Origin of the sequence: Hyphomicrobium sp. 99, assembly GCF_000384335.2 — a bacterium.
Classification (GTDB): domain Bacteria; phylum Pseudomonadota; class Alphaproteobacteria; order Rhizobiales; family Hyphomicrobiaceae; genus Hyphomicrobium_B.
In genome coordinates, this window is the sequence record NZ_KQ031382.1 from 3,032,364 (window position 1) to 3,053,326 (window position 20,963).

Annotated in this window: 20 protein-coding genes and 1 tRNA gene; 6 read left to right on the plus strand and 15 right to left on the minus strand. The window is 59.6% G+C overall.

From position 1 onward, the window contains the following. Positions 1-15 precede the first annotated feature (15 nt). Complete coding sequence (locus G359_RS14670) at positions 16-1,038, plus strand: DUF6232 family protein (protein WP_245280044.1); 1,023 nt, start codon at positions 16-18, stop codon at positions 1,036-1,038. A gap of 6 nt (positions 1,039-1,044) precedes the next feature. Here the strand turns inward: G359_RS14670 and G359_RS14675 are convergent, their stop codons facing one another. Beyond that, positions 1,045-1,485 (minus strand): GNAT family N-acetyltransferase, encoded by a 441-nt coding sequence (locus G359_RS14675; RefSeq protein WP_045836729.1) that lies wholly within the window; start codon positions 1,483-1,485, stop codon positions 1,045-1,047. A 213-nt stretch (positions 1,486-1,698) separates the two neighbouring features. On the opposite strand from G359_RS14675, the gene G359_RS14680 reads away from it, so the two are divergent. Continuing rightward, positions 1,699-2,811 carry a polysaccharide deacetylase family protein gene (locus G359_RS14680; protein WP_045836730.1) on the plus strand — a complete coding sequence of 371 codons (1,113 nt, stop codon included), beginning with the start codon at positions 1,699-1,701 and terminating at the stop codon, positions 2,809-2,811. 20 nt (positions 2,812-2,831) lie between these two features. On the opposite strand, the gene G359_RS14685 is transcribed toward G359_RS14680, so the two are convergent. After that, positions 2,832-3,410 (minus strand): DUF1269 domain-containing protein, encoded by a 579-nt coding sequence (locus tag G359_RS14685; RefSeq protein ID WP_045836731.1) that lies wholly within the window; start codon positions 3,408-3,410, stop codon positions 2,832-2,834. 293 nt (positions 3,411-3,703) lie between these two features. On the opposite strand from G359_RS14685, the gene G359_RS14690 reads away from it, so the two are divergent. Further along, positions 3,704-5,239 (plus strand): Do family serine endopeptidase, encoded by a 1,536-nt coding sequence (locus G359_RS14690; RefSeq protein ID WP_045836732.1) that lies wholly within the window; start codon positions 3,704-3,706, stop codon positions 5,237-5,239. Between the two features lie 115 nt (positions 5,240-5,354). On the opposite strand, the gene G359_RS14695 is transcribed toward G359_RS14690, so the two are convergent. Next, positions 5,355-5,441, minus strand: a tRNA-Leu gene (locus G359_RS14695). Positions 5,442-5,696: 255 nt separating this feature from the next. Here G359_RS14695 and lipB point away from each other — a divergent pair. Then, positions 5,697-6,401: a lipoyl(octanoyl) transferase LipB gene (gene lipB, locus G359_RS14700; protein ID WP_045836733.1), complete on the plus strand. Its 705-nt coding sequence runs from the start codon at positions 5,697-5,699 to the stop codon at positions 6,399-6,401. Positions 6,402-6,509: 108 nt separating this feature from the next. Here the strand turns inward: lipB and G359_RS14705 are convergent, their stop codons facing one another. Then, the gene (locus G359_RS14705; RefSeq protein WP_045836734.1) at positions 6,510-6,887 is read right to left on the minus strand and encodes a hypothetical protein; all 378 of its coding nucleotides are present in this window, start codon (positions 6,885-6,887) and stop codon (positions 6,510-6,512) included. A 243-nt stretch (positions 6,888-7,130) separates the two neighbouring features. On the opposite strand from G359_RS14705, the gene G359_RS14715 reads away from it, so the two are divergent. Beyond that, complete coding sequence (locus G359_RS14715; protein ID WP_045836736.1) at positions 7,131-7,979, plus strand: LysR family transcriptional regulator; 849 nt, start codon at positions 7,131-7,133, stop codon at positions 7,977-7,979. 65 nt (positions 7,980-8,044) lie between these two features. On the opposite strand, the gene G359_RS14720 is transcribed toward G359_RS14715, so the two are convergent. The 11 genes from G359_RS14720 to rpoZ form a co-directional block, all read right to left on the minus strand. Then, the gene (locus G359_RS14720; RefSeq protein WP_045836737.1) at positions 8,045-10,063 is read right to left on the minus strand and encodes an acetyl-CoA carboxylase biotin carboxylase subunit; all 2,019 of its coding nucleotides are present in this window, start codon (positions 10,061-10,063) and stop codon (positions 8,045-8,047) included. 216 nt (positions 10,064-10,279) lie between these two features. After that, positions 10,280-11,290, minus strand: a complete 1,011-nt coding sequence (locus tag G359_RS14725; RefSeq protein ID WP_045836738.1) for a hypothetical protein — start codon at positions 11,288-11,290, stop codon at positions 10,280-10,282. Between the two features lie 564 nt (positions 11,291-11,854). Next, positions 11,855-12,574 carry a DNA repair protein RecO gene (gene recO / locus G359_RS14730; RefSeq protein WP_045836739.1) on the minus strand — a complete coding sequence of 240 codons (720 nt, stop codon included), beginning with the start codon at positions 12,572-12,574 and terminating at the stop codon, positions 11,855-11,857. A 20-nt stretch (positions 12,575-12,594) separates the two neighbouring features. Beyond that, a complete protein-coding gene (gene era, locus G359_RS14735) occupies positions 12,595-13,533 on the minus strand; it encodes a GTPase Era (protein ID WP_045836740.1) in 939 nt (312 codons plus the stop codon). Beyond that, a complete protein-coding gene (gene rnc, locus G359_RS14740) occupies positions 13,526-14,233 on the minus strand; it encodes a ribonuclease III (protein ID WP_045836741.1) in 708 nt (235 codons plus the stop codon). Before rnc ends, era begins: the two co-directional genes overlap by 8 nt. Before the next feature lie 21 nt (positions 14,234-14,254). After that, positions 14,255-15,013: a signal peptidase I gene (lepB, locus tag G359_RS14745; RefSeq protein ID WP_045836742.1), complete on the minus strand. Its 759-nt coding sequence runs from the start codon at positions 15,011-15,013 to the stop codon at positions 14,255-14,257. Between the two features lie 199 nt (positions 15,014-15,212). Beyond that, the gene (gene acpS / locus G359_RS14750) at positions 15,213-15,629 is read right to left on the minus strand and encodes a holo-ACP synthase (RefSeq protein WP_045836743.1); all 417 of its coding nucleotides are present in this window, start codon (positions 15,627-15,629) and stop codon (positions 15,213-15,215) included. Beyond that, a complete protein-coding gene (locus G359_RS14755) occupies positions 15,626-16,438 on the minus strand; it encodes a pyridoxine 5'-phosphate synthase (protein ID WP_045838059.1) in 813 nt (270 codons plus the stop codon). The genes acpS and G359_RS14755 overlap by 4 nt, the downstream gene beginning before the upstream one ends. 54 nt (positions 16,439-16,492) lie before the next feature. Then, a complete protein-coding gene (locus tag G359_RS14760) occupies positions 16,493-17,053 on the minus strand; it encodes a DUF2062 domain-containing protein (RefSeq protein ID WP_245280045.1) in 561 nt (186 codons plus the stop codon). Positions 17,054-17,105: 52 nt separating this feature from the next. After that, positions 17,106-19,331 (minus strand): RelA/SpoT family protein, encoded by a 2,226-nt coding sequence (locus G359_RS14765; protein WP_045836744.1) that lies wholly within the window; start codon positions 19,329-19,331, stop codon positions 17,106-17,108. A 101-nt stretch (positions 19,332-19,432) separates the two neighbouring features. Continuing rightward, positions 19,433-19,888: a DNA-directed RNA polymerase subunit omega gene (gene rpoZ, locus G359_RS14770; RefSeq protein ID WP_045836745.1), complete on the minus strand. Its 456-nt coding sequence runs from the start codon at positions 19,886-19,888 to the stop codon at positions 19,433-19,435. Positions 19,889-20,279: 391 nt separating this feature from the next. Here rpoZ and G359_RS14775 point away from each other — a divergent pair, with 391 nt between their 5' ends. Further along, positions 20,280-20,933 (plus strand): LabA-like NYN domain-containing protein, encoded by a 654-nt coding sequence (locus tag G359_RS14775; protein ID WP_045836746.1) that lies wholly within the window; start codon positions 20,280-20,282, stop codon positions 20,931-20,933. Positions 20,934-20,963 lie beyond the last annotated feature (30 nt).

Consider the following 20,963-nt stretch of genomic DNA (forward strand, 5'->3'; position numbering starts at 1 on the left):
CTATTACGTTGTCCCATGATCAGGCATGCGATGGTATTTTCGGGGCAAATCAGAGAGAGCGCAGCGGCGACACGGACGTTCGCGCAGCTCCGTATCGACAGACGTGTGCTGTCGACACCAACACGCACCATCGCGATTTCCAATATTTCGACCGTCAGTGTCGGAACGCACGTCACGGCGAGACCGACAGGGCTCTTCTGGCTGCTAGCCGCTTTTTTCCTCGTGATGGCCTTGGGTTCGATGCGGCCGGACTTCTCCTGGGGTCCTCTGGCGCCGACGGGCGCGACGGTCGTTCTCGGGTTCATCGCTCTCGGATTCGCCGGGCTCGCGGTTCGCCCCGAAGACAAAACGCACTATCTGCTGATCTCATCGAGCGATGGCATCATCTCCCGATTTACCGCTCCCGATCGGTCCATTCTCGAAGAAGTCCGCAGCATTCTCACCGAGAAGATCAACCGCAACGACGAGTCGATGACGTTCAACGTCAACTTCGAGCGCGGTCAGATCGAAAATGTCGGGCCTTCCCACGCGGGCGGCCAGCCGGCCAACCAACCTCATGTCACGACCGGCGGACATCCAGCGCAGCCGGGGAGTAGCGGCGGCCTGCAGGATCGTATTTCGCAATCCGCGGCTCAAAGACCGCGACCGTCGCCAGGACCGGCGGAGCACCCGGGCCCGGCAGCCGCTCCTCGTCAATCACAGCCGCAGGCCCACCCGCAACCGCAGCCCCAACGAGCCCAGCCAGCACTTTCACCGGCTGTGAACGGGTCGGCAGCATCCATCGCGACGGCCGATGGCTTTGTCGATTACACGGGCGTCCTTCCCGCGATCGTTGAAATGCATCGCTTCTATGCGCGCCAGACCGGCACGCAACATCTCGAACAGCGGCTGTCGGAACTCGAGTTGCTCATGCGTGCGGGAACACCGACGTCGGCGCAGAAAGTTCGGCTGCGGGAACTATCGGGTGAGATGTCCCAGATTCTCGGGGCCTACCCGCAGGCCGTCGAACTCTTCGATCACATCAACGGCCTCGTCTGACGCAAGTCACCGCCGGTACTGGACGAACTCCGTTAGTTGACCGACGCTATCGTAAAGCTTGCGGGCAGTCGCGTTGTCATCTTGGGTTGCCCAATACGTCCGGTTCACACCGCGCCGGTCGGCTTCCGCATAGGTCGCCTCGATGAGCGCGCGCCCCACGCCCTGCCCGCGCGCCTCCGAAGCAACAAAGAGATCCTCGAGATAGCAGTACCAAGTCGGCGACCACGTCGATCGATGGAAGATGAGAGCCGCGATCCCAAGCGCTTGCCCGGCGTCATCGCGAGCGATCAGCGCCATCATGTTGTCCTCTTGCCCAAGAAGACGCTGCCACGTCTGCGCGATGACCTCCTCAGGCACGCTCGCCTTGTAGAAGGCGATATAATCGCGAAAAAGCGCCAGCCACTCTTGTTCGTCGCTCGCCACAATTGGCCTGACGTTAACTGTCATCTGCCGCCTTCCCTCTGAAATTCCGGGTGTTTCTATGAAGCACCAAGCGCGTCATGTCAGCCGTGCTTGCCACCCCCGACAAGCAGTCCCGCCCGCCATCGCGGCTATTCAGTAACAGGCGCGATCCGATCGAAGCCCGGTAATGCCCATTCCTTGAACATTCATATGCTCGCCCGTACAAGTCCGGCTCGGTTCTAAGGACGAAGCGAAGATATGCGGCAGCTTTCCATTTACATCGCGGCGTTGGTGTCATTGTTTGCGCTTGCAGCGTACGACCCGCTTTCGGCTGAGATTGAAGCCGGCGGCTCGGTTAATGTGGACGCCTGCTCCGGCGATCCCACGCGCCTCGGCGTATCGCGCGTCGTCGAAATAGATTCGGCTGGCGGCCCCAATGTCGGCGGCGACATGCGCGGCGCCCAGCAGCTGCTCAACGATGGCGAAGTCGTCCTGACGTTTGACGATGGCCCGATGCGGTCCGTGACGAAGCCCATTCTCAAGGCGCTTGCAGACCAATGCACCAAAGCCACCTTCTTCATGGTCGGCCAAATGGCGCTGGCCGATGCCGCGATGGTGCGCGAAGTTGCAGCCGCCGGTCACACCGTCGCCACGCATACCTGGTCGCACAAAAACATCCGCGCCATCTCGCTGGCCAAATCCCAGCAGGAGATCGAGGCTGCGATCTCGACCGTATCGCAGGCCAAGGGAACGCCCGTCGCGCCCCTCTTCCGCTTTCCGTATCTGAATTCGACGAAACAGACTGAGAGCTATCTCAAGGGCCGGAATATCGCGGCCATCTGGATCGACGTCGATTCAAAGGATTATATGACGCGCAGCCCGAAAGTTGCACTGCAGCGCATCCTTGCGCAGCTCGCGGCAACCAAGAAGGGCATCATCTTGATGCACGACATTCACGCTTGGACCGCTGCAATGGTCCCTGACCTCTTGAAGGAACTTCACGACCGCGGCTTCAAAGTCGTCCACTTCGTACCGAAGGGCCAGATCGAGACGATCGCCTCCTACGACGAAGCCGCCCAAAAGGCTCTCGCTGCCAAGGCTGCAAAGAAAGCCGCAAATCCAATCGCGACGCGCTCGATTGTCTGGCCAATGTCACCAGCTCCAACGCCGTTGGAGGAGACTGACGTCGCCGCGGTGGCTGTTCCAGGGGCCAAGCACAAGGCAAACCGCTATAAGAAAGTTTCGACCAAGCCTTCGATTACCGATGGTCTAACGGGCGAAACTTCGGAAACTCCCGCGCAGGCCGCAAAAAACAAAAAGGCGGTCAAGCCGAAGGAACCGGAATCGGTCTGGCCCTCCTTCTTCAACTGATCCGACGGCGAAGCTAACTCTCAAGACGTCAGATTTGGGTTTGCACCGGCCGGCGGAGAGGTCCCCGGCGGTGGCGGAGTTGTCGTCGAACTCTCTGGAAGCGGAGGCGGAGGCACGTGAGCCGAAATCGCCTCTCGCAATGCTTGCTCCTTCGTATGATCGAGCGACGTCTGCAGTAGCTCGCCCCCGGTCCCCCTGATTGCTTCCAGAACCTTGTCTTCCGTCATTTTCCTGATCTCGACGAAAAGAGCAGCGCTTCCCGGCGTCAGCTTGGACGCAAGGTTCTTCATGAAGTCGTCGTTGATCCCGTAGTCTGAGAGCGCGCCGCCCAGCGCGCCCGAGGCAGCGCCGACCGCCGCGCCGAGAAGCGGCATTAGAAAGATCAAGCCAACCAGCGTTCCCCAAAAGCCGCCGGATATCGCCCCGGCTGCCGTCGTATTCATCAGCTGATTGAGCTTCACCCTGCCGTCTTCACGCCTGACCGCGATTACGGCATCGCCGATCTCGATCAGGTACTCATTTTGAAGTTGGAGCAACTTCGTGCGCATTTCTTCGGCTTTCGCCTCGTTCGGATAGACGATGACCACGAGATCGGACATGGGGCGTATCTCCAGCGTTGAAGGCCAGGATGATTTTGCCCCGAACGATCCAACTCCTTTGCCAAAGAAATAGATCAAATTGGAGAATGTAGGCCGGCGCCAGTTCACCCGTTAATCATCGTGTTGGTCTGGACGGTGGGCCATTTCGGTACCGCAGACGCCGTCCTCACTCCGCTTTGCTTTCCTATTTTTAAGGCGTTGGACGGCTTCCGGAAAGCTTGGCTCCGCCAAACTGCCTTCATCCCCCCGATGCGCAGCATGCGCACGTCCCGCATTGATCAGGAACGACGAAGATGGATGACACGACGGCAAGCCGCCCGAAGTCAACGGGCACAATCACTTCGCATAAACGGACACTGGCAGCCTGCGCTGCAATCATCGCCGCGCTCGGCACGACGGCAGTCCTTGCCAACAACAGCAACCTTCCCGGCTCGTCTATGGTGACGCCCGTCGCCGATCTGAGCGCCACCACTCAGGACAGCCGGAGCGAGCCAGGTTTCGCGGACCTTGTCGACCGCGTGAAACCAGCCGTCGTTTCGGTGTTTGTGAAAGCAGACCAGATTGACGAAGTCGCTGACGCGACGGACGGATCGTCGGACGGACAAGAGGGTGACAACCCGCTTCAGGGCTTGCCTTTCGACTTCCGTCAATTCGGTCCTCAATCGAATAACGGCAACACCAAGCCTCAGCACCATCTCATGCAGGCGCAGGGCTCCGGCTTCTTCATTTCTGCCGACGGTTATTTGATTACGAACAATCACGTCGTCGATCACGCCAAGAGCGTTGAGGTCACGATGGGGGATGGAAAACGCTATAAGGCCAAGGTGGCCGGCACCGATCCGAAGACGGACATCGCCCTCCTGAAAGTCGAGGGATCGTCCGACTTCCCGTTCGTGCGCTTCGCGTCTTCGACGCCGCGCATCGGCGACTGGGTCGTCGCGATGGGCAACCCGTTTGGTCTCGGCGGCACTGTCACGGCTGGCATCGTATCGGCCAATGGCCGCGACATCGGAGCCGGTCCTTATGATGATTTCATTCAGATCGACGCCCCGATCAACAAAGGCAATTCGGGCGGCCCGACGTTCAATCAAAAGGGCGAAGTCGTTGGCGTGAACACCGCCATCTTCTCTCCGTCCGGCGGCTCGGTCGGGATTGCGTTCGACATTCCAGCCGAAACTGCAAAACGCGTTTCCGATGAGTTGAAATCATCAGGTCAGGTCATTCGCGGTTGGATCGGCGTAGCGATCCAGCCCGTGACGGCCGATATCGCAGACAGTCTCGGACTGAAGGAGGCGAAGGGCGCGTTGGTTGACGAGCCCCAGGACGGCGGACCGGCAGCCGCCGCCGGCATCAAGGCGCAGGACGTGATCGTTTCCGTAGATGGAAAGCCGGTCAAGGACGGACGCGACCTTGCCCGCATGATCGCCGGTATATCGCCGGGTAAATCGGCAACCCTCGCCCTCATTCGCGACGGAAAGCAGCGGACGATCAATCTGACGGTCGGCACCTTCCCGAAGGACAAGACCGCCCAGCTTGACCACTCCGCCGGCACCGATACGCAGCTCGGCATGACGCTCGCCCCCGCCGATGAGGTTCAGGGCGCGGGCTCGCACGGCGCCGTAGTCGTGAATGTCGATCCCGACGGCCCTGCCGCCGAGAAGGGCATTCAGCAGGGCGACATCATCCTGTCGGTCGGAGGAAAATCTGTTTCTGGCCCGCACGACGTAACGAAAGCGCTACGCGAGGCCAAGAGCCAGAGTAAGCGCGCGGTGCTGATGCAGCTGAAGACCGCCAACGGCGATCGCTACGTTGCCATACCCACTGCCTGAGGCGCACGGCGTTTAGATAACCGGCCAAAAAAAACGGAGCCCTACCGTCAATAGCTGACGGAGGGCTCCGAAACTTTTGAGCCTTGCTCAAGTACATAAGCACTTGAAAATAAAATGGTGCGGTTGAAAGGACTCGAACCTTCACGCCGTTTCCAGCGCTACCACCTCAAGGTAGTGCGTCTACCAATTCCGCCACAACCGCAGTTCAGACCCGTAGGATCTGGAATTCGCGAAAGGGCGTTTGGCGCTGCCCAATTCCGCGAAGACCGCCCACGTAACAGAGCGTTATCACAAACGCAAGCGGCAGTTTGCCAGGGGCCTATCGAACCATTCGCCTCGGACTCACTCTATATAATGCCGGGATCGCTATCGTCGCACGTCAGACCGCCGGAATAGCCCCGGAATTAGCCGACTTTCGAGGTTCGCCGTCGCTCAAGAACCATCCAGATTAACGCCGATGCCATCCAAATTATCGATCGCAAAATCATCCGGCGCCGTCGATTGGGCCATCAGCAATGGCTATGTCGAATACGAACATGCCCTCGCTGTTATGGCGCGCCGGACAGAGGCAATTCGCGAAGGCCGCGCGAAGGAACTCATCTGGCTTCTGGAGCATCCGCCGCTTTACACCGCAGGGACCGGCGCGAAGGAACAGGACCTTCTCAATCCCGGATCGCTCCCCGTTTATCACACCAACCGCGGCGGCCAGTTCACCTACCACGGACCGGGTCAACGCGTGGCCTACGTCATGCTCGACCTCGAAACCCGGGGCCGCGATATCCGCAGCCTGATCACCCATCTCGAGAAATGGCTGATCGATACGCTCGCCGACTTCAACGTGATCGGCGAAACGCGGCCTGACCGGGTCGGCATATGGGTAAGACGACCATCAAAGGGCGAGATGGTCGAAGATAAGATCGCGGCGATAGGTCTTCGGGTTAGCCGATGGGTGTCGAGCCACGGCGTAGCTCTGAACGTCGACCCGGATCTGTCTCAGTTTGGTGGGATTGTCCCGTGCGGCATCCGCGATCACGGTGTGACGAGCCTCGCCGACCTCGGTTTGCCCGTGACCCTCTACGACGTGGACGTCGCACTGCGCAGAAGTTTTCAACAGATTTTCGGACCGACGAGGCTCATTGAAGCCAACGGGCTCGAAATTTAGTCCGAAAACGGACGATCGGCGGGGGGCTATAGTCAGGCGGCAAAAAGAAAAAGGCGCCTGCATCCGAGGGGACACAAGCGCCAAACAGGCGATGCCGCAACCTTTTCTCTACCTTATTTTCCCCTCTCCCTCTTTCGAGGCGCTGCCAGCGGGCGGCGCGAGCCCCTTTTCGGAAGAATCGTAGTAGAGAAATCCCCCTTCGACCGAGACGTTTTCCGAACCGTCGAGCTCGTATTCGTCATTGACGTTGTCGTTGAGGCGGATGATGCAGCTCTTCTGACAGACCCCGCCGATCACCTTACCTATTGGCAGAACCACGTCTTGATGGGACGAGCCCTGGGTGATGGTGAGTTTGACCTCGTTATCACCTCGGTTGGTAATCGTGGCTGCGGAAGCAGCCGAGGTCATAAGAAGAACTGCGATCGCACGAACCGTAAGAGCCAGAAGGTCAGAACGGCCGCTCCTGCGATCGCGGCAGAAATTCATTACTTCTTCTTCTTAGCTGCCTTCTTGGCAGGAGCCTTCTTGGCGGCTTTCTTTGCAGCTTTAGCCATTTTAAATCGTCCTTCCGTTTGGATCGTTGACAGACGCACGTCTGTCGACCCGACTCGAGTCAGGTCGCATTGACATTGATAAGATTCAAGACAATGCACAAACGAAATTTGGCGTTTGGTGATATCGGAAATTTCGATAGATGAGTTTTCCACTCATCGATGAGGATCCCACGCGATGGACGTCAATCTCGCTCGCACATTTCTCGTCGTCGCTGAGACCGGAAGCTTCGTCGATACGGCGCGTAAGTTGAACATCACCCAATCAACCGTCTCCGCACGCATCAAAGGCCTCGAAGATCTGCTCGGACGGCCTCTTTTCACCCGCTCGAAGTCAGGCGCTGAGCTAACAGGCGCCGGCGAACTCTTTCAGAAGCATGCGCTCGCGATGGTCCGCGTCTGGCAACAAGCCCAGCTTCAAGTCTCGCTTGCAGATCAGCATCCCGAACACATTTCCGTCGGCGCACCGTTGAGCCTATGGGGCGGATTCCTGCTGAAATGGACCGCAGGATTGCGAGTTCAGATCCCGGGGATCGCTGTTTCCGCGACTGCCGGAGCCTCGGCCATGTTGAGCCAGCGCTTGATTGAAGGAACGCTCGATCTCGCGATCATGTACCGGCCATCACCCCCGCCCGGCCTGACGATCGAACATTTGTTCGACGAGGAGTTTGTTTTGGTCTCGTCATCGAAAGCAACGGCGCGACGGGGCGTTAACGACTATCTGCTCGTCGATTGGGGAACGGATTTCTTGCAGGACCACGCCGCTGCATTTCCCGAGCACGCGAACCCCGCGATCAGCCTCGATCTCGGACCGATGGGCCTCGATTATCTTCTCGCGAATGAATGCTCGGGGTATTTTCCAGCGCGCATGGTGCGCAAACTGATCGCTCGAGGGCGGGTGAGAGAGCCCAAACGAGCGCGGAAATTCGTTTATCCGGTCTACATGGTCTACCCGGAGACCCGAAACGAAGAGGCTTATGAGCCTATTCTGCGCGGTTTGAGGCGGGCGGCCGCCAAGCTCGGCTGATTGCCAGGCCGCCTGCCTCACACATTGTTTCTATTCCTGACGCCCACCGGCTCAGGCGAGCGCGCTCAAGCGAACTCGAGGATCACCGCGTCGACGGCGAGGCTGTCACCGGGTTGCGCGGCAACCTTCTTCACCTTGCCGTCGCGCTCCGCCTTCAAGATGTTCTCCATCTTCATGGCTTCGACGATTGCAAGATTGTCCCCAGCCTTAACCTCCTGGCCCTCGGCGACATTGATCGCTTTGACCAGACCCGGCATCGGGCACAGCAGGAACTTCGACATGTCGGCCGCGACCTTGACCGGCATCAGCGCCGCAAGTTCCGCCTCGCGCTGCGTATAAACGTACGTCGCCGCCTGAATACCGCGGTACGAAAGGGTCAGACCATTGGGAATCGGACGAACCTGAACCGCAACGTCGGCTCCGTCGACCGTACCAAACCAGACGGGCTCACCGGGCCACCACTCAGATGTGATCTCCATGGTCTTCTTCGGCTCGCCTTCGCCGTCGAGGACCGACACATAGTACGGTCCTGGAATGGCGCCGAGGACTTCGAGCTCAACCGTCGCCGATCCGATTTTGACGATACGGCGCTTGGCAAAGCTGATCGAGTGTCCGGACATCTGGTCCGTGATATCGCGACGGCGCGTATTACCGAGGTGATCGATCGTACCCGCCACAGCGGCGAGCGTGACCAGATCCTTGCCCTCAGGCGCCCGCGGCGCGAAGCCTTCAGGATATTCTTCCTTGATGAAGCCGGTCGAAATCTTGCCGGAGCGCCAGCGCGGGTGCTGCATCATCGCGGAGACGAAGGGCACGTTGTGCTGGATGCCGTCGATGTAAAACGCGTCGAGGGCGGCCGACTGCGCGTCGATGGCCGCTTCGCGCGTCGGCGCATGCGTGACGAGCTTGGCGATCATCGGATCGTAATACATCGAGATTTCGCCACCCTCGAAGACGCCGGTGTCGTTGCGAACAGTCACGCCGTCCTTGGTGCCCTCTGCCGGCGGCCGGTATTTGACCAGACGGCCGATGGAAGGCAGGAAGTTCCGGAACGGATCTTCAGCGTAGACGCGGCTTTCGACAGCCCAGCCGTTGAGTTTGATGTCCGACTGCTTGAACGGCAGCTTCTCACCCGCCGCAACCCGGATCATCTGCTCGACGAGGTCGACGCCGGTCACGAGTTCCGTCACCGGATGCTCGACCTGCAGACGCGTGTTCATTTCGAGAAAATAGAAGGAACGGTCCTGGCCGGCGACGAATTCGACCGTGCCCGCGCTATCGTAGCCGACAGCCTTCGACAGAGCGACTGCCTGCTCGCCCATCGCCTTACGGGTTTTCTCGTCGAGCAGTGGCGAGGGCGCTTCCTCGAGAACCTTCTGGTTGCGGCGCTGAATGGAGCATTCGCGCTCGCCCAGATAGACGACGTTGCCGTGCTTATCGCCGAGCACCTGAATTTCGATGTGGCGGGGATTTTCGATGAACTTCTCGACGAAGCAGCGATCGTCGCCGAACGACGACTTGGCTTCCGAACGGGCAAGCTCGAAACCTTCCGCGGCCTCTTTCGCGTCATAGGCGATGCGCATGCCCTTGCCGCCGCCGCCTGCGGAGGCCTTGATCATCACCGGATAGCCAATCTCATTGGCGATCTGGACCGCGTGCTTCGCGTCCTTGATCTCGCCCATGTAGCCGGGAACGGTTGAAACCTTGGCGGCAGCCGCCGCCTTCTTACTCTCGATCTTGTCGCCCATCGCGGCTATGGCTCGGGGGTTGGGACCGATGAAGACGATACCGTGCTTCTGAAGCTCGACCGGAAACGCCTCCCGCTCCGATAGGAATCCGTAACCTGGATGAACCGCCTCGGCGCCCGTTGCCTTGCAGGCCTCGATAATCTTATCCATCAGCAAGTAGGACTGATTGGCGGGCGCGGGACCGATGTGGACGGCTTCATCCGCCATTTCAACATGGAGAGCATCCCGGTCGGCGTCCGAATAGACCGCCACCGTCTTGATGCCCATTTTGCGCGCCGACTTAATTACGCGGCAGGCGATCTCACCGCGGTTGGCAATCAGAATTTTCTTGAACATCGGCGGGTCTCGGTCCTTCCCGTAAACTCATTCAGGTGCCTCAGCTTGTCGCAAGGCTTCACGCCGTTCTAGAGCCTGCAGAAGGCCGCGTAAACACGCCAGGAGATGGACCGAAGTCACTGACTATGCGATCCGCTGCCGCACAGGAAATGATCGTCGGCAAGCAGCCGTTGCCTGCCAGATCGGGCGTTAATCGAGCCCTGCCTCTTTATCTCATCAGGCTGCGTCGCCGAGCCGGCACACAGCCTCGGTGAGAACAGGGTGAATCCGGGGACTTTCGCGATTGAGATACGAGACCAGCGCCTTCTCGCTCGGGCTCAAACGGCCGTTGCGCCCGAGGCGGCTGACGAGCCAAGTCGCCTCCGCTTCGGTGATTTCCTCGTGCGTGATGATCTCGATTCGCTGGTGCTCGAGGCGCGCCAGAGCCCTCTCCTCAGCAGTCTGATCGAGATAAGCGTCCTGCACGGAGGCTAGGTTCGACTGCACCATGGATAGGAGAGCGGCGAGGATAGACGTCTCCTCTTCCTGGTCCTCGAACGTCGCTTCCTGCTTCAGCGCCTCTTCGCGCGAGGGAACCGCGTAGCCTGATGCCGCCATCATCACATTGGCGATCGCCTTCACGAAAAGATCTGTCCACGCGGGATTAGGCGCGCCGCTCGAAATGGCTTCGTCGATATCAAATAGAACATCCGCCTCGGCCCGTGTCACGGCGACGGCCCCATCCCCCGCAAAAGCGTAGAGCATGCGCCGAATAAGATCGACCTCAGCTTCGCTGATGCTGCCATCCGGCAGAGCTTTGCCTCTGCGCAATGGCCCGGTCCCTTCGATGACCGCGTGCTTCACCTGCTCGAGCGCAAACTTGACGAGGCTGACGGGCGCCCAGCGCGCCTTGTCGAGAATGTTGACGACGAGATCAAGTTCGGTTTTTCGATCAATCTTCCCGTCTTTCGAAACGCGATCGATCAGCCATTTGGCGTTGGCCGCCGTGATGTAGCCCCGCGGCGCTTCCTGAAAGACGATATAATCGGTGATGGCTTCAATGAAGAAATCGGGCCACTCCGGGTTATACCTGCCGCAAGCGTCATTCAGCGCGAAAAGCAGATCGGCTTCATCCGATGAGATGATCCCGTCTTCATAGAAGACGCGCCGAAAATGCAAAATATCGATCAGATCGATCGTTCCGCGCTTCGAAATCTCGTCTATCGGCAGCGACCGCAGCCCACTCATCGAATGCCCCCACACCCAGGACTAAACTGTGGCCTAGAGCGTAGGTCGCGATGTTTAATTGCACCTTAAGAGGCGCACGGAAAATGAACACCCGAAAGCCGGTGACGTAGATAGTGGCCGCGCCGTCACAAGCTTCAAAAACGTTCGGGGGCCGCAGCTCCCCGCTGCGACCCCCGTAACCCCCCGCCGTGCTCCCGCGTGCGCGACGGGTAAGTCTCAATAGAGTTATCTACACCTCAGAATGAACAGTTGCTGAAGGCGTCCGCGTCCGGCGGGTTCCCGCGTCCGGCGGCCGGCTCCCACAGGGGAGTCGCCGGACGCAAATATAAAGCCCGTCCGGAAGGGGGGATTTCCGAACGGGCATGCCGGCTGAGTACGATATCGGACGCACGCGGCCAGTTGAAAAGCACCGGCGGCAAAAAAGAACTCCGCGGTGCGAACAGTTTCTGCCGTCGCGTGATCCCGCATTCACATGGTCCGGCAGTGGCTAGAAGAACGGACTTCGGCCGGATACCCGTCGCGAACGCTCTGACGAAGAGCAGGAAAAGACTCCTCAATCGGATCTCAGGCGGCCAGCTGGGCCAGTAGCCGGGCGCGCGATTGCGGGAGCGATTGGCCGCGCGGGAGCAGAAGATGCTTCTCGATGAAATGTCCCGTCAGCACGAACCCGAGATTGACGTCTTGCGCCGTCACCGGTCCCGATCGCTGCTTCGTCAGGAACTGAGGCAACGCCAGAAGTTTATCGCGGTAGGGCTCACCCGCGGAGGCGGACACGGCGCGGCCCGACTTCGGCGAAACATAGATGAGCTGGTCGTTGCTTCCCGTCGCCGCGCATTGACTGAGATCGAGGCCGAAGCCGAGCTCATCGAGAAGTGCCATCTCCCATCGGACGAGCAGCGCTGGCCACACGGTCGCGTCATTGAGAAAGCCAAGAACGAACAGCGTGATTTCATAAAGATTAGGATGGGGATCGCGCTCGGGCAAAAGCCGCGTCAGGGCGGTGATCGATGAAAGCGCCATCAACGCCTGCGCATCGTCCATCGTCTCGGCGGCGAAGGCTCGGCGCATCTCGACGCTCATGGTCCCGAGCTGGTCGGCGAGACGCGCCTTCCATTCCGCATCGACATGATTGCCGGGTTGAAGAATTGGCCTTAGGCGCCGCGAACGCCCGCCATGTACGAGCCCCATGTGCCGCCCATGCGCCCTCGTCCACAAATCGACGACCGCGGCAGTCTCGCCGTGGGCTTTTACCGAAAGAACGATGCCTTCATCGGACCATTGCATATGGCTGAATAGCCGGCGCCTTACGATTTGGGGAAAGGAAGACCCATTTCCCGATAACGCTCGGGGTCGCTTTCCCAGTTCTCACGCACTTTGACGAATAGGAAGAGATGCACCCGGTGGCCAGCCATCTCTTCGATCGCGTGCCGGGCCGTACTCGATATCTTCTTGATCGTGTCGCCACCCTTGCCGAGCACGATCTTCTTCTGGCTGTCGCGTTCGACATAAATCGTCTGCTCGACGCGCGCTGATCCGTCTTTCAGAGTCTTCCAATCCGTGGTCTCGACCGTCGTCGTGTACGGAAGCTCCTGATGCAGGAAGCGGTAGACGCTTTCGCGCGTCATCTCGGCGGCTTGCGTTCGCATCGGCACGTCGGTGACGTCGTCTTCCGAATAGTGCCACGGCCCCTTGGGGACGAGATTTGCGAGATGCGTCCGCAAATCCTTGATGCCCTGACCCTCAGTGGCCGAGATCATGAAGATGCGATCGGGCGCGAGAAGCTCATCGACCATTTTTGCCAGCGACAGCAGCCTCGGCTTGTCGTCCACGCGGTCGATTTTATTCAAAATCGCAATCTTCGGCATCCGCGCGGACTTCAGCCGCTCGATGATACCCCTGACATCATCGTCGATCCCGGCCGCCGCATCGATGACGAGCAGCACCGCATCCGCGTCTTCGAGGCCGCCCCACGCCGCGTCCACCATCGCGCGATCCAAGCGGCGCTTCGGGTTGAAGATGCCGGCCGTATCGATGAAGACGATCTGGCTATTGCCCTCGATCGCGATACCGCGAATGGGCGCGCGGGTCGTTTGAACCTTGTGAGAGACGATCGCGACCTTGGCGCCGACGAGCGCGTTGACGAGCGTCGACTTGCCGGCGTTCGTCGGCCCAATGACGGCAACGAAACCGCAGCGCTGATCGGCTGGGTCGGGCGGCGAAGAAACTGTTTTGTTGTCAGACATCGCCTATGCGGGCTCCTACGCCTTCTCGAGTTAGTAGCGCAGTTGCTGCGGCCTGCTCAGCAATCCGCTTCGAAGCCCCCTCGCCCTGCGCGGGCGCTTTTCCGGTAATCAAGACTTCGGCCGTGAAGCGAGGCGCGTGATCGGGCCCATTGCGCGCAACGACCGTATATCGTGGCAGCGCCAAGCCCTGCCCTTGCGCCCATTCCTGCAACGCCGATTTGGCATCAACCGCCACCTCGGGAACGAGTTCGCTTTGTTCCTGCCAGAGCCGGTGTACGACACCGCGCGCCTTTTCGAAACCGCCATCGATGAACACGGCGCCCAGAAGGGCCTCGGCCGCGTCAGCTAGAATAGTCGTTTTGTTGCGGCCGCCGCTATCGGCTTCGCTTTCCGAAAGAATAAGATGGGCGCCAAGCCCGATATTACGAGCCACCTTGGCGCACGCCTCGCCTCTAACAAGACGATTGTAACGCCGCGCTAGTTCCCCTTCGCTGGCGTCGGGATATTGCCCGTTGAGGGCCTCGGCGATCGCGAGACCAAGAACGCGGTCGCCGATAAACTCCAGCCGCTCGTTGTCGAACCGGGCAACCTTGCCGCCGCGCACGCTCGCGTGTGTCAGCGCACGCTCCAGGAGCGCGGGATCCTTGAACTTGTATCCGAGTTTCGTCTCGAGTTCTTTAAACTTGCGAGGTCTCAGCATGGCGCGAATGCCGATTTGCGGTCACCGCACGAGAGTGAAGAACCTGTTCCAGCGGATGTCAAACGGCCAAGTCCAGGGCGCATACCATCTGAAGGCATCGGGCTCGTCGACTTTGGCGGAGAAGAAGATGATCTCGGCACGACCGATAAAGTTCTCGTAAGGGACGAACCCGACAGCGCTGCGCACCCGGCTGTCGGTTGAGTTGTCGCGGTTGTCACCCATCATGAAGTAATGACCCTCGGGAACCTTGTAGACCCCCGTATTGTCGTAGGGGCCATTCGGGTCGCTATCGAGAACCTTGTACTTCACGCCGTTGGGAAGCGTTTCCTCAAATACCGCAATCGTTCGCTCGCGACCATCCTCGAATGTAGTGAATTCACCCGCGGGCTGCTTCGGTATCGCCTGCCCGTTGATGAAGAGCTGACCACTCTTCATCTGAATTTCATCACCCGGCAGACCGATGACCCGCTTGATGTAGTCGGTCGAGTTGTCCCGCGGCAGCTTGAAGACGGCGACGTCTCCGCGCTTTGGCTCCCCACCGAAGATGCGTCCCTCAAAGAGGTTCGGACTGAAGGGAAAAGAAAACTTGCTGTAACCGTAGGATAGCTTCGAGACGAACAGGTAATCGCCGATCAGCAGCGTCTCCTTCATCGAGCCCGAGGGAATATTGAAGGGCTGATAAAAGAAGACGCGGACGAACATCGCAATGGCGAGTGCTTCGACGACGATGATGAGGGTTTCAGACCAACTCGATCTCGACGCCTTGATACCAACGCTCATCCAGAGGCTCCTCTGCGCCGCCGAGCGGCATTGGCCGGGGCTCGCTTCATGTTAGGCGGTCCGCTATAGCGAGTTTGCTCCTGAGCCGCAACGACGGGCACAAACCTGACAAAACCGTAAGGAATAACAGTAACTCAGCGCTGCATCGGGCATTTAGGCAGGTAAGCGCTCTGAGGCGATTTTAACCGCGGCGAAATAGTCAGTCGCGTCGATTTCCCTCATCCCGGACCGCGGAGATGATCACGATGGCTTGGGCAAGCGGATATTCGTCCGTCAGGGTGACGTCGATGCGCGCCTCGTAGCCCTCGGGGATCAAGTGCGCTAGGCGCTGCGCCGCGCCACCGGTAAGCGCCAAGGTCGGACGACCCGACAAAGCATTCACGACGCCGATGTCTTTCAAATACACGCCGTAGCGAAAGCCGGTCCCGAGAGCTTTCGAAGCCGCTTCCTTCGCGGCAAAGCGCTTTGCAAACGTTCGAGCCGAATGGGCCCGCGAGAACGCCTTGCGGCGCTCTTCCGCCGTGAATACCCGCTGAAGAAAGCGGTCGCCATAGCGCTCGATCGTCCGCTCTATCCGTCGGATATCGCAGAGATCATTGCCTATGCCGATGATCATCGCCCTCTCTGCGCCGACAACGCCTCACGCGCTTCGTCCATCAGAACGCGCATGCGGCGGACGGCCATGGAAAGGCCGCCGAAAATCGCCTCTCCGATCAGGAAGTGCCCGATGTTGAGCTCCACGATCTCGGGGATGCGCGCAATGGGCTGCACTGTGTTGTAGGTAAGGCCGTGTCCGGCATGAACTTCAAGTCCCACCGACGCGGCAGCGCTCGCCGCTTTCCTGTGCCGCTCGATCTCGAAGGCGACGCCGGCAGCATCGTGTTCAAGCGCGAGATTGCAATACCTGCCGGTATGAAGTTCGACGATATCGGCGCCCACATCCGACGACGCCTCTATCGTCTTGATGTCGGGCTCGATGAACAATGAAACCCGGATGCCCGCATCCTTGAGCTTGGCTACGAACGGCTTGAGCGTCTTCGCCGCTCCCTGCACGTCGAGGCCGCCTTCGGTCGTCCGCTCCTCGCGCCTTTCCGGCACGAGGCAGCACGCGTTTGGCACATGCCGCAACGCGATCTGGAGCATTTCGTCCGTGGCCGCCATTTCGAGATTGAGCGGACGCGTCAGCTCATTCTTGAGGCGCGTGATGTCGGTATCAGAAATGTGCCGGCGGTCTTCCCTGAGATGCGCGGTGATGCCGTCGGCACCACCTTCGATCGCGAGATGGGCCGCACGAAGCGGATCAGGATGCATGCCGCCGCGCGCATTCCTGAGCGTCGCGACATGATCGATGTTTACGCCGAGCCGCAACGCACGAACGGGCGTTGACGCTTGGCCAGTTTCCGAGACTTTGCGGTTTGCCGCCACGTGCTTCACTGCCACCAATGAAAATGAGGGATTTGTTCTGCCGCCGCCGATAGTTCAGCGGAGCCTGCGGTGCCGTTGGAAAACGCGCACCGCTCGGCGTGTAGGATAGTAGCTAAATATCGCGGCTATCAAGCCGACGAGAAGACCACCCACGATCATCGGCTCCACGATGGGCGAAAGATGATCGACGGCCGTATTGAGGGTCTCTGGCGAGGGGGCACTCAACGTTGCGCCAAGCGCATTGGCCGTATCGGTAAAATGATCGGCGGCATAGGCGGGATCTTGACCGAGAAGCAATGCGCCCGCGACGTACGACCCGCTCCAGATCGCGGGCCAGCTCAAGGGGTTGCCGATGAATGTCCCGAGCAGTGCCGCGGGCATGCTGACACGCAGGACGAAGGCGAGCGCAAGCGCGAGGATCGTTTGAACGCCGAGAAACGGCGTGCACGCACTGAACACCCCGAGCGCGAAGCCCAGCGCCACCTCATGCGGTGTTGCCCGAAGCAGAAGGATGCGCCGCCAGAAGAAGCGAAGCTTGTTCCGCAGCCCGGCCGCCCTGAACGGCCATAGGGTCTCACGCGCTCCAGCTGCTGTAGGCTTCTCGTTCAACGACACGGTTCCTATCGACGCTTCGAAAAGCCTCAATCCAGTGAAGGCATAGAATAGCTCACTCGAACAGGCGTTCCACCTTCGCAACGGAGGATTTCGCCCTGAGTCCAGCAACGATGTGGTTCAAATGCACCAAATCGAAAACCTCAAGCTCAATATGCATCACCGTGAAGTCTGCCGCACGGCGAGCCATCTTGATATTGTCGATATTGCCACCCGTCTCGCCGATCACTTTGGCGATCTCAGCCAGTGAGCCCGGCGCGTTAACCGCGGTGACACTGATTCTTGCCGGGAAACGCTGGGGCCGCTCGGGATCGACGTCCCAAGTCACGTCGATCCAATGCTCTTCCTCGTATTCCTTCAGACGTGGTGAATGGATCTGGAACACCCGGATGCCCTCGCCGGGCGCCATGACACCGACGATCCGGTCACCCGGAACCGCGCCGCCGGGTTCGAATGCGACCGGTAATTCCTGACTTGGACCGCCAATCGACACAGCCGTCGTGCTGTCTATTTCGGACGTCCGGAATTTAAGGCTTTTGACCTTTTCGATATTGAACCAGCCGTCTTGCTCGCGGGCGCGCCCGAAGCGCCGCGTCGGCTTGTACCCTTCGTCACCAGGCGCTTGCCCGTGCGGCAGGATCGCGCCGAGCACGTCCTGCAGCGGAATATCGTTCCGCCCGACGGCCGCCAGTAGATCGTCAGCCGTCTTGAAGCCAACCTTCGGCGCCGCGGCTTTGACCTTCTCCTCTGAGTAATCGACCTCGAGCCCCGCAAGCGTCGAAGTAACGAGCTGCCGCCCGAGTTCCATGAAGCGCCGGCGTTCGGCCTCGCGGGCCGCTCGTCGTATCGCCGCTCGTGCACGCCCCGTAACAGCGAAGGCCTCCCACGCCGCCGGTCGGATATGTCCCTTCGACGTCTCGATGACGACCTCGTCGCCGTTGCGCAGATGCGTATCGATCGGAACGTGACGGCCATTGATGTAGGCCGCGATCGCTTCGTTGCCGATGTCGGTATGCACGGCATAGGCGAAATCGAGCGGCGTAGCCCCGCGCGGAAGCGCGATGAGCCGGCCCTTCGGCGTGAAGCAGAAGACCTGATCGTGAAACAGTTCGAGCTTCGTGTGCTCGAGAAATTCCTCCGGATTCGCGGCCTCAAGCAGCGACGAGATCATCACTCGAAGTCGCCCATACGGGCTGTCGTCCCCGTCCAATGTAGACTCGAAGTCGTGGCCATTGACGCGGCCGTGCTGCTGATCCTTGTAGAGCGCATGCGCAGCGATACCGAACTCGGCGATATGCTGCATGTCGTAGGTACGAATCTGCAGCTCGACGCGTTGATGGCGCGGACCGTAAACGGTCGTGTGGATCGACTGATAATTGTTCCGCTTCGGAGCCGATATGTAGTCTTTGAATCGGCCGGGAACCGTGCTCCACGTGGTGTGCACGATGCCGAGCACCCGGTAGCAGTCTTCGATCGAATGTACGACCACCCGAAACCCGTAGATGTCGGACAGCTGCTCCAGGCTGATCTGCTTATGCTCCATCTTGCTCCAGATGGCATAAGGCTTTTTCTCTCTCCCGAAGGTCTCGGCCTTGATGCCGGCATCGGCGCATTTGCGCGCGATCGCTTGCCGGATCTCCTCGACAAGCCCGCGATTACGCTCCCGCATTTCTCCGAGCTTTTCGGTAAGCGCGTCATGCGCCTCGGGATGCAGCCAGCGAAAGGCGTGATCCTCGAGCTCCTCGCGTAGCGCCTGCATGCCCATCATGCCGGCAAGCGGCGCGTAGATGTCGAGCGTCTCTTCCGAATTGCGGCGGCGACTCTCGGGCTTCATGTGCTCGAGCGTCCGCATGTTGTGCAAACGGTCCGCGAGCTTGACGAGAAGCACCCGGATATCGCTCGAGATCGCGATGAGGAGCTTCCGGAAACTTTCCGCCTGTTCGGCCTTTTTGGAAACGAGATCGAGGCGTTTGATCTTTGTCAGACCATCAACGAGGCTGCCGATCTCCGGCCCGAACATCTGGTCGATTTCGGCTCGCGTCGCATCCGTATCCTCGATCACATCATGGAGAAGCGCCGTCGCAATGGTTGCGTCGTCGAGCTTCAGGTCTGTGAGAATGGCCGCCACTTCGAGCGGATGCGAAAAATACGGCGCCCCCGACGCACGCTTCTGATGGCCGTGCGCCTTCATCGCATAGACGTAGGCGCGATTGAGCAGCGCCTCGTCCGCCTTTGGATCGTATTTGAGAACCCGCTCGACGAGTTCGTATTGCCGCATCATGACCCGCCGCACTCCTTCAGGGCGCAAGCGTAACCGAAGACGCAGCACACATTAAAGTAGATCGGTACGAGCTTGATGTCGCTAGACGGGCTAATGAAATATTAGCGAGAGCGGTCGCGCGGATCACGGTCGCGTTCACGGCCAGAACCTGAGCCCGACCCGATGTTGGCCGAAGGCTCCAGCGGCGTCATGCTCTCCAGACCGCGAAGAAGCTGTTCTTCCGTCATGACATCGACCTGCGTGTCGGACGAAAGATCATCGCGGCCGAGCATCGGCGCGCGGCGCTCCGGCGGCAGCAACGGCGCTGCAACGGCTTCCGGCTCGTCGACTTCGGTGTTCTTCTGGATCGACGAGATCAGCGTTTCGCGCATGTCGTCGGGCGAAAGCGTGCGCTCAGCGATCTCGCGCAGCGCGATGACCGGATTCTTGTCGTCGTCGGGCGCGATGGTGATGGAGCTGCCGTTGGCGATTGCCCGCGCGCGGTGCGCAGCGAGGAGGACCAATTCGAATCTATTCGGAATCTTGTCGACGCAATCTTCGACGGTGACGCGAGCCATGGGCAGAACCTTCCCTTGGTAAAAACTGGCACGTTGTAAGGCATTAAAGGGCGCAAACAGCCGATCGGACCGCCTTCCAGCGCCACGCTGATGCCTCTTTGCCACGTTTAATTGGATTAATCAAGTAGTACCGGGGAGAAGCAAAACCGTAATTGCTCGCCCCATAGCATTCCGTTCCAATCAGGATTAAATAGACTAATTGTCACAATTGTTGACTGGCATTCAACTCTGGTAGCCATTAGGAACGAAGCGTTCTACACTGTAGATACATGAACCTGTCGTAATTACCTAAGTCCTTGTAACCGATTAGCGAAACTGGGCTTTTAATGCCCTTTCCAGAGAGATTACTGGACGCTGTTTAGTTAGAACATTCCGCTTTAGGAAACGAAAAATGCATTTTTATCCTACCGAACGGGTTGCTCTCTTCATCGACGGCGCGAACCTCTACGCGACCGCCAAGTCTTTGGGCTTCGATATTGATTACAAGCGCCTGCTTGGGCTGTTCCGGCAAAAGGGCCAGCTCGTTCGGGCGCTCTACTACACAGCGCTCGCTGAAGAGCAGGAATATTCGTCAATCCGCCCGCTGATCGATTGGCTGGACTACAACGGCTTTTCGATGGTGACGAAGCCGACGAAGGAATTCACCGACGCGACCGGTCGTCGGAAGGTCAAAGGCAACATGGATATCGAGCTGGCCGTCGATGCCATGCGTCTGTCCGAGAACCTCGACCACATTGTCATTTTCTCAGGCGACGGCGATTTCCGCAGCCTCGTAGCCGCCCTTCAGCAAAAGGGTAAGCGCGTAAGCGTCGTTTCAACCCTCCAGACGCAGCCGCCGATGGTTGCCGACGAGTTGCGCCGTCAGGCCGACCAATTCGTCGACCTGGCAGATCTCGAAGAGCTGGTCGGACGCGCCCAGAGCGGTGGCGCGAGCGCCGGTCGCGCGCCGCGTGATGGACGCAGCTATACGCCTCGCGCTCCGCTCCCGCCCGTACGCGACTCGAGCTATCTCGGCGACGATGACCTCGCGGAAGAAGAAGTCTGAGCCCACTTTCTTCTTCTTCGATACGAGCAT

Bases quoted from the DNA above. Each gene is read 5' to 3' on its own strand.
- G359_RS14680 (WP_045836730.1), top strand. From the start codon at position 1,699: ATGCGGCAGCTTTCCATTTACATCGCGGCGTTGGTGTCATTGTTTGCG.
- acpS (WP_045836743.1), bottom strand. From the start codon at position 15,629: ATGATCATCGGCATAGGCAATGATCTCTGCGATATCCGACGGATAGAG.
- recO (WP_045836739.1), bottom strand. From the start codon at position 12,574: ATGCAATGGTCCGATGAAGGCATCGTTCTTTCGGTAAAAGCCCACGGC.
- G359_RS14720 (WP_045836737.1), bottom strand. From the start codon at position 10,063: ATGTTCAAGAAAATTCTGATTGCCAACCGCGGTGAGATCGCCTGCCGC.
- G359_RS14685 (WP_045836731.1), bottom strand. From the start codon at position 3,410: ATGTCCGATCTCGTGGTCATCGTCTATCCGAACGAGGCGAAAGCCGAA.
- G359_RS14765 (WP_045836744.1), bottom strand. From the start codon at position 19,331: ATGATGCGGCAATACGAACTCGTCGAGCGGGTTCTCAAATACGATCCA.
- G359_RS14690 (WP_045836732.1), top strand. From the start codon at position 3,704: ATGGATGACACGACGGCAAGCCGCCCGAAGTCAACGGGCACAATCACT.
- era (WP_045836740.1), bottom strand. From the start codon at position 13,533: ATGTCTGACAACAAAACAGTTTCTTCGCCGCCCGACCCAGCCGATCAG.
- G359_RS14715 (WP_045836736.1), top strand. From the start codon at position 7,131: ATGGACGTCAATCTCGCTCGCACATTTCTCGTCGTCGCTGAGACCGGA.
- G359_RS14705 (WP_045836734.1), bottom strand. From the start codon at position 6,887: ATGAATTTCTGCCGCGATCGCAGGAGCGGCCGTTCTGACCTTCTGGCT.
- G359_RS14675 (WP_045836729.1), bottom strand. From the start codon at position 1,485: ATGACAGTTAACGTCAGGCCAATTGTGGCGAGCGACGAACAAGAGTGG.
- G359_RS14670 (WP_245280044.1), top strand. From the start codon at position 16: ATGATCAGGCATGCGATGGTATTTTCGGGGCAAATCAGAGAGAGCGCA.
- lipB (WP_045836733.1), top strand. From the start codon at position 5,697: ATGCCATCCAAATTATCGATCGCAAAATCATCCGGCGCCGTCGATTGG.
- G359_RS14775 (WP_045836746.1), top strand. From the start codon at position 20,280: ATGCATTTTTATCCTACCGAACGGGTTGCTCTCTTCATCGACGGCGCG.
- rnc (WP_045836741.1), bottom strand. From the start codon at position 14,233: ATGCTGAGACCTCGCAAGTTTAAAGAACTCGAGACGAAACTCGGATAC.
- lepB (WP_045836742.1), bottom strand. From the start codon at position 15,013: ATGAGCGTTGGTATCAAGGCGTCGAGATCGAGTTGGTCTGAAACCCTC.
- G359_RS14725 (WP_045836738.1), bottom strand. From the start codon at position 11,290: ATGAGTGGGCTGCGGTCGCTGCCGATAGACGAGATTTCGAAGCGCGGA.
- rpoZ (WP_045836745.1), bottom strand. From the start codon at position 19,888: ATGGCTCGCGTCACCGTCGAAGATTGCGTCGACAAGATTCCGAATAGA.